The 7,093-nt window shown below is 29.7% G+C and carries 10 protein-coding genes; 9 read left to right on the plus strand and 1 reads right to left on the minus strand.

What is annotated here, in order from left to right; genetic code table 11:
- The first annotated feature begins 11 nt into the window (after nucleotides 1-11).
- A complete protein-coding gene (gene fliB, locus ACTQYZ_RS09085; protein WP_441023135.1) occupies nucleotides 12-1,097 on the plus strand; it encodes a flagellin lysine-N-methylase in 1,086 nt (361 codons plus the stop codon).
- Between the two features lie 2 nt (nucleotides 1,098-1,099).
- Here fliB and ACTQYZ_RS09090 read toward each other — a convergent pair whose 3' ends face one another.
- Nucleotides 1,100-1,744, minus strand: a complete 645-nt coding sequence (locus tag ACTQYZ_RS09090) for a Crp/Fnr family transcriptional regulator (RefSeq protein WP_441416454.1) — start codon at nucleotides 1,742-1,744, stop codon at nucleotides 1,100-1,102.
- 94 nt (nucleotides 1,745-1,838) lie between these two features.
- Between ACTQYZ_RS09090 and ACTQYZ_RS09095 the strand changes: the two genes are divergently transcribed.
- From ACTQYZ_RS09095 to ACTQYZ_RS09130, 8 genes are all read left to right on the plus strand, one after another.
- Nucleotides 1,839-2,552, plus strand: a complete 714-nt coding sequence (locus ACTQYZ_RS09095; RefSeq protein WP_441416455.1) for a 4Fe-4S dicluster domain-containing protein — start codon at nucleotides 1,839-1,841, stop codon at nucleotides 2,550-2,552.
- A 97-nt stretch (nucleotides 2,553-2,649) separates the two neighbouring features.
- Nucleotides 2,650-3,222, plus strand: coding sequence for a hypothetical protein (locus tag ACTQYZ_RS09100; RefSeq protein WP_441416456.1), 573 nt, complete (start codon nucleotides 2,650-2,652; stop codon nucleotides 3,220-3,222).
- Between the two features lie 83 nt (nucleotides 3,223-3,305).
- Nucleotides 3,306-3,488, plus strand: a complete 183-nt coding sequence (locus ACTQYZ_RS09105) for a hypothetical protein (protein ID WP_441023143.1) — start codon at nucleotides 3,306-3,308, stop codon at nucleotides 3,486-3,488.
- A 171-nt stretch (nucleotides 3,489-3,659) separates the two neighbouring features.
- Nucleotides 3,660-3,905, plus strand: a complete 246-nt coding sequence (locus ACTQYZ_RS09110) for a L7Ae/L30e/S12e/Gadd45 family ribosomal protein (RefSeq protein ID WP_253229909.1) — start codon at nucleotides 3,660-3,662, stop codon at nucleotides 3,903-3,905.
- Between the two features lie 20 nt (nucleotides 3,906-3,925).
- The gene (gene rpsL / locus ACTQYZ_RS09115) at nucleotides 3,926-4,291 is read left to right on the plus strand and encodes a 30S ribosomal protein S12 (RefSeq protein ID WP_290776571.1); all 366 of its coding nucleotides are present in this window, start codon (nucleotides 3,926-3,928) and stop codon (nucleotides 4,289-4,291) included.
- Nucleotides 4,292-4,414: 123 nt separating this feature from the next.
- A complete protein-coding gene (gene rpsG, locus ACTQYZ_RS09120; protein ID WP_138269656.1) occupies nucleotides 4,415-4,885 on the plus strand; it encodes a 30S ribosomal protein S7 in 471 nt (156 codons plus the stop codon).
- A gap of 12 nt (nucleotides 4,886-4,897) precedes the next feature.
- Nucleotides 4,898-6,964, plus strand: a complete 2,067-nt coding sequence (gene fusA / locus ACTQYZ_RS09125; protein ID WP_441023146.1) for an elongation factor G — start codon at nucleotides 4,898-4,900, stop codon at nucleotides 6,962-6,964.
- 36 nt (nucleotides 6,965-7,000) lie between these two features.
- Nucleotides 7,001-7,093 (plus strand): GTP-binding protein (locus ACTQYZ_RS09130; protein ID WP_441023148.1); only part of this gene is annotated, 93 nt, incomplete at its 3' end.

Here is a 7,093-nt window from a genome sequence, read left to right on the forward strand (position 1 = left end):
GGAGGATGTTTATGTTATATACATATCCTGATTATTATAAAAAATTTTATTGCCTTATGGATAAATGCCCTAAAAGCTGTTGTGAAGGGTGGCAGATTGTAATTGATGAAAATACAATTGAGAAATATATATCTTGTGAAGGTTCTTTTGGAAATAGACTTAGGAATTCTGTTGATTTTGATAAAGGGATTTATAAACAATATAATAAAAGATGTGCATTTTTAAATGAAGATAATCTTTGCGATATACATATAGAAGCAGGGAGAGGAATGATGTGTGATACATGTAAAAATTATCCATATCATACAGAAGAGTTTGAAAATGAGAGGGAGGTGTCTCTTGCTTTGTCTTGTCCTATGGTGGCAGAAATGATTTTAAGTAACAAAAATAAAGTTTCATTTATAACAGTAGAAGATGACAAAGAAGAGATTGAAGATGATGATTTTGATTTCTTTTTATATTCTGCTCTAGAGCAAAGCAGGAAAGTAATATTAGAAATAATTCAAAACAGAAGTGAAGATATATTTATTAGAATAAGTAAGGTATTAATTCTTTGTGAAAAAATACAAGAATGTATTGATGAAAATAATATTTTTAATATAGAAAATATCTTAGTTGAATATGAAGATAAATTTAAAAACGAAGAAATAGAAACAATATATAATAAATGGATAAATAAAAACAATGCAAAGAAAATCCTACGAATCTTAGATGAGTTTGAATTGTTAGATGAAAAATGGAATGATGATAAAGAAAAGTGGAATAAACTTATTTGTGAAAAAGATATTGATTTAAGTTTTGAAGTCAATTCAAAAATACAGCTTGAACAAATATTAGTATATTTTATATATGTATATTTTTCTGGTGGAGTTTATGACTATGATATCATTTCTAAAATTGGTATTGCTGTTTTAAGTACATATATTTGGGATATTATTTGTAAGCTACAAAAATCAATATTAAAAGATAGGTTTTGTGAAAATGATAAAGTAGAACCTGCATGGAGATATTCAAGAGAGCTTGAACATTCAGATGTTAATATTAATAGAATGGAAGAAATTATTAATAAATATAATTTGATTGATTTATTTTTATAAAATCATTTTGTGATTAATGTAAAATTATTTTTATTGTATGTTATAATTCCTTCTTCTTTCATTTTTGATAATTCTCTTGATAACGCACTTCTGTCAACTGCCAAGAAGTTCGCCATTTCTTCTCTTGAAAAAGGTATTTTAAAAGAATTGTTATTTGCACTTATAGCTTGTTGAGATAAAAATGTCATGACTTTTTCTCTTATGGTTCTTTTTGATAGAAGTTCGTTTTTTCTATTTAGCATTAACGTTTTTGTACTTATTATATTCATAAGGTTTTTTATAAATACAAAGTTTCTTGTTTTGTTTATTATTTCATTTACATTAATAAATAATATTGTTGAATCTTCATTTGATACAACACTTACATTTAAAGGTATATTATTTTTTAAAGAAAATATTTCTGCAAAAATATTCCCCTCAGATAAAGTTGAGATTATATTTTTATTTCCCCAAAAGTCTTCACTAATAATACTGATTTCTCCTTTTAAAATTATTCCTGTATTAAATATGAAGTCACCTGCTTTTAAAATATATTCATTTTTTTGATATGATTTTATATATGATTGGTCTATTATTTCATTTATTTCTTTTTCTTGTACATTATTGAATAAAGGTATTTTTTTTAATTTTTCATATAAATTTTTCATAAAAATCCTTTCTTGTTGCATTTGCAACGTAAATTTTATATACATTATATTATAATGCCAATAGATAATCAATTTATAATTTTGGGGGTAAATAATGATTAGAAAAATTATTAAAATAGATGAAGAAAAATGTAATGGCTGCGGACTATGCGCAAAGGCTTGTCATGAAGGAGCAATAGGGATGGTTAACGGAAAAGCAAAATTACTTAGAGATGATTATTGTGACGGGCTTGGAGATTGCCTTCCTGTTTGTCCAACAGGTGCAATATCATTTGAAGAAAGAGAAGCATTGGCTTATGATGAAAAGGCTGTTATGGAAAATCAAAAGAAAAAAAATAATCTTCCTTGTGGATGTCCGGGAAGTTCTTCAAAAGCAATAAATAGAAAAGAAAATGAATTAGATGAATTAAAAAATAAAAATGGATATGTAAATGTTAATAGTAAATTATCACAGTGGCCTGTCCAAATTAAATTAGCTCCTGTTAATGCTCCTTATTTTGAAAATGCAAAACTTCTTATTGCAGCAGATTGTAGTGCTTATGCATATGGTAACTTTCATGATGAGTTTATAAAAGATCATATAACACTTATAGGTTGTCCTAAATTGGACAGTGTTGATTATAGTGAAAAACTTACAGCCATTATAAAAGAAAATAATATAAGAAGTGTTAAAGTTGTAAGAATGGAAGTTCCTTGCTGTGGAGGAATTGAAAATGCAGTGAAAAAAGCAATTTTTGAAAGCGGGAAATTTATTCCATGGCAAGTTGTCACTATTTCCACAGATGGTAAAATTATAGATGAGATATAAAAGAGCTTTAATGCTCTTTTTTTTATATATATCATTGTAGTTACAATTTTTTTATGATATATTTTTAAAGAAACCAAAATATATTGGAGTAAATGTAATGAGAAGAAAAAGACGCAGAAGAAATAGTTCTTTAAGGAATTTGTTTTTTGTTATTATTGTTTTTATAATATTGCTTGGATTGCTTTTGGGGGGCATAGCCTTTTTTATTTCTAACTATTTATCTAGTGAACATTCTAATGTAAGTAATAGTGCTTCATATTCAACTGAAGAAAAACAAAATGGTATAGTTGAGTTTTTTAACAATCTTTTGGGGAAAGAAAATGAAGATGAAAAGTTTAAAGATAAAAACATATATATAAGCAATATAGAAGATGGTCAGACTTTTTCAAAAGGTTCAACAATAAAATTACAATTAAAGGCAAAAGACATATTTGAAGAGGGAAATACAAATATATTTTTGGGAATATACGATGTAAAAAATGAGACATATGCCTATAATAAAACAATAAATAATGTAACTGGAGAGATAAGCGAAGAAATCATAGTGGAAATCGGAAATTTGAAACCTGGAGAATACTATATAGATGCAATTATAAGTGATATAAATAAAGATGATATAGATTTGGTTGATAGCGGATGTGTTTATAGTATTACAATAAATATAGAGTAAGACTGATAAAAATCAGTCTTATTTTTTATAAAACTACAAATTATTTGAAACCCATTTTATAAACTTTGTATGAGGTGACAAATATGAAGTTATTAAAGGGATTTTTTGTTTTATTGTTTTGTTTTTGTAATTTGATTTTTGGGTTGTTTAGTTTTATATCTTTTATGAACAATACATTTGTAGATGAAATAAATTACATATTTTTAATTTGTTTTGCTGTTAGTGTAATATTAACATTAATAAGTGTAAAAAATTATGTAAAATAATAGAAAAATACTGGATTATTTTAAATTAAAGGTATAAAATATATTTTGTTAAGTGTTTTTTTTTAGTTTTAAATATTATATAAAAAAAATCGTTGAAATGCCGATTTTTATTGACATTTCAAGTTTTTTTTGATAAACTTTTTAGGCTGACTGTGAAAAGGAGTTGAAAAAATGCTTAATGAAATACCTAAATCACAATATGTGGTTGGCACAAAACAGACTTTAAAAGCTGTTGAACAAAACGAAGCTTTGAAAGTGTTTTTGGCTAAGGACACAGATGCGGCAATAAAAGACAAAATAGTTAATATTTGTCAAAAAAACGATGTGACTATAGAATATGTAGCCACAAAAAAAGAATTAGGTAAAGCATGCAACATAAGCATAGATGCTGCTGTTGCTTGTATATTAAAAATTTGAGGAAGGAGGAATAAGGTTTAATGCCAACAGTTAATCAATTAGTTAGAAAAGGTAGAAAAGACTTAGTTTACAAAACTAAATCTCCTGCTCTTAAATCTAATCCTCAAAAAAGAGGAGTGTGCACAGTTGTAAGAACTGCTACACCTAAAAAACCAAACTCAGCTATGAGAAAGATTGCCAGAGTTAGACTTGTTAACGGTATGGAAGTAACAGCTTACATTCCAGGTATCGGTCATAACTTACAAGAACATAGTGTTGTTATGGTTAAAGGTGGTAGAGTAAAAGACTTACCAGGTGTACGTTATAAGATTATTAGAGGAGCACTTGATACTCAAGGAGTTGCTGACAGAAAACAATCTAGAAGTAAATACGGTGCTAAGAAATAATTTATAATGTGTGTAACTATAAGGCAAGCCTTATACCTATATATCTAATATATAGAGCACAACGATAAATTTTTACTTATCGAGTACCAATGAAAAAATTTAAATTATTAGGAGGGAAGTACAGTGCCAAGAAAAGGTCCAGTACCAAAAAGAGAAGTGCTACCTGATCCAATGTATAATTCAGTTTTAGTAACTAAGTTATTAAACAACGTTATGCTTGATGGAAAAAAAGGTGTAGCTCAAAAAATTGTATACGGTGCTTTTGACATCGTAGCAGAAAAAACAGGAAAAGAACCATTAGAAGCTTTTGAAGAAGCTTTAAATAATATCATGCCTTCACTTGAAGTTAAAGCCAGAAGAGTTGGTGGTGCAACATACCAAGTTCCAATGGATATCAGACCTGATAGAAGACAAACATTAGGTCTAAGATGGCTTGTAACTTACACAAGAGCTAGAGGCGAAAAAACAATGAAAGAAAGATTAGCTGCTGAAATTATTGATGCTATCAATAACACAGGGGCTTCAGTTAAAAAGAAAGACGATACTCATAAAATGGCAGAAGCTAATAAAGCATTCGCTCATTTTAAATGGTAAGGTGAATAAAAGATGGCAAGAGAGTTTAGTTTAGATAAAGTTAGAAATATCGGGATTATGGCTCATATCGATGCTGGTAAAACTACAACTACTGAAAGAATCTTGTACTATACAGGTAAAATCCACAAAATTGGGGAAACTCATGAAGGTGGAGCTCAAATGGACTGGATGGAACAAGAACAAGAAAGAGGTATTACAATTACTTCTGCAGCTACAACATGTCATTGGAAAGGTCATGAAATTAACATCATCGACACACCGGGACACGTTGACTTTACAGTAGAAGTTCAACGTTCACTAAGAGTACTTGACGGCTCTGTTGCAGTTTTCTGTGCTAAAGGTGGGGTTGAACCTCAAAGTGAAACAGTATGGAGACAAGCTGATAAATATAACGTACCAAGAATCGCATTTGTAAATAAAATGGATATTATGGGTGCTGATTTCTACAATGTAGTAAATATGATCAGCGAAAGACTTGGAGCAAATCCTGTTCCAATTCAATTACCTATTGGTAAAGAAGAAGACTTTGTAGGTATTGTTGACTTGGTTAAAATGAAAGCATTTATTTATCATGATGATCAAGGTAATGATATTGAAGAAACAGATATTCCTGAAGATATGATGGATAAAGCTGAAGAATACAGAGAAAAATTATTAGAAGAAATCTCTGTAAACAGCGAAGAAATTATGGAAAAATACCTTGAAGGAGAAGAAATAACAGAAAAAGAAATTATTGCTTCTTTAAGACAAGGTGTTCTAAATCTTGATTTTATACCTGTATTATGCGGTACAGCATTCAAAAACAAAGGTGTTCAAATGTTAATTGATGCTATCGTTAACTTGATGCCTTCTCCACTTGATGTACCAGCTATGATTGGACATGATCCAAAAACAGGTGATGAAATGGAAAGACATCCTAAAGATGATGATCCATTTTCAGCATTAGCATTTAAAATTATGGCTGACCCATTTGTTGGTAAATTAGCATTTACAAGAGTTTACTCTGGAACACTTCAAAGTGGTTCATATGTATATAACTCAACAAAAGGTAAAAAAGAAAGAGTTGGTCGTATTTTAAGAATGCATGCTAATGACAGAAAGCAAATTGAAGAAATCAGAACTGGTGATATCGTTGCTTTAGTTGGTTTAAAAGATACAACAACAGGTGATACTTTATGTGCTGAAAATGCTCCTGTATTACTTGAATCAATCGAATTCCCAGATCCAGTTATTTCTGTAGCTATTGAACCAAAAACAAAAGCAGGTCAAGAAAAAATGATCGCTGCTTTAGTAAAATTAGCAGAAGAAGACCCAACATTCAGATTTAAGACTGATGAAGAAACAGGTCAAACTATCATTGAAGGTATGGGTGAACTTCATCTTGAAATTATCGTTGATAGACTTCTTAGAGAATTTAAAGTTGAAGCTAATGTTGGTAAACCACAAGTTGCATTCAAAGAAGCAATTACTAAACCAGCAAGAGCTGACTACAAATATGCTAAACAATCAGGTGGTAGAGGTCAATACGGTCATGTTGTTATTGAAATCGAACCAAATGAAGAAGGTAAAGGTTATGAATTCACTAGCGAAATCGTTGGTGGTGCAATACCTAAAGAATATATCGAACCTGTTAGCAAAGGTATCCAAGGAGCTATGGAAAATGGTATCCTTGCAGGATATGAAGTTATTGATGTTAAAGTAAGATTAGTAGATGGTTCTTACCATGATGTCGACTCTTCTGAAATGGCCTTCAAATTGGCTGGTTCTATGGCATTTAAAGAAGCTATGGCTAAAGCAGGCCCTGTTTTAGTTGAACCTATCTTTAAAATTGAAGTTGTTGTTCCTGAAGAATATCTTGGAGATGTTATGGGTGACTTAACAGCAAGAAGAGGTAAGATTGAAGGTATGGAACTTCATAATGGTGTTCAAACTCTTAGAGGATTTGTCCCATTATCAGAAATGTTCCAATACACAACAGACCTTAGAAGTAAAACTCAAGGTAGAGGAACTCATACTTTGACATTCTCTCATTATGAGCCAGCACCTCAAAGTATGTTAGATAAACTTAAAAACGAATAATATACAATTAATGATAGATTAAGGAGAAAGATAAAAATGGCAAGAGAAAAATACGAAAGAACTAAACCACATGTAAATATTGGTACAATCGGTCACGTAGACCACGGAAAAACAACATTAACAGCAGCA

The sequence above is a fragment of the Anaerofustis sp. LCP19S3_F7 genome, assembly GCF_052119445.1.
GTDB classification, from domain to species: Bacteria; Bacillota; Clostridia; order Eubacteriales; family Anaerofustaceae; genus Anaerofustis; species Anaerofustis butyriciformans.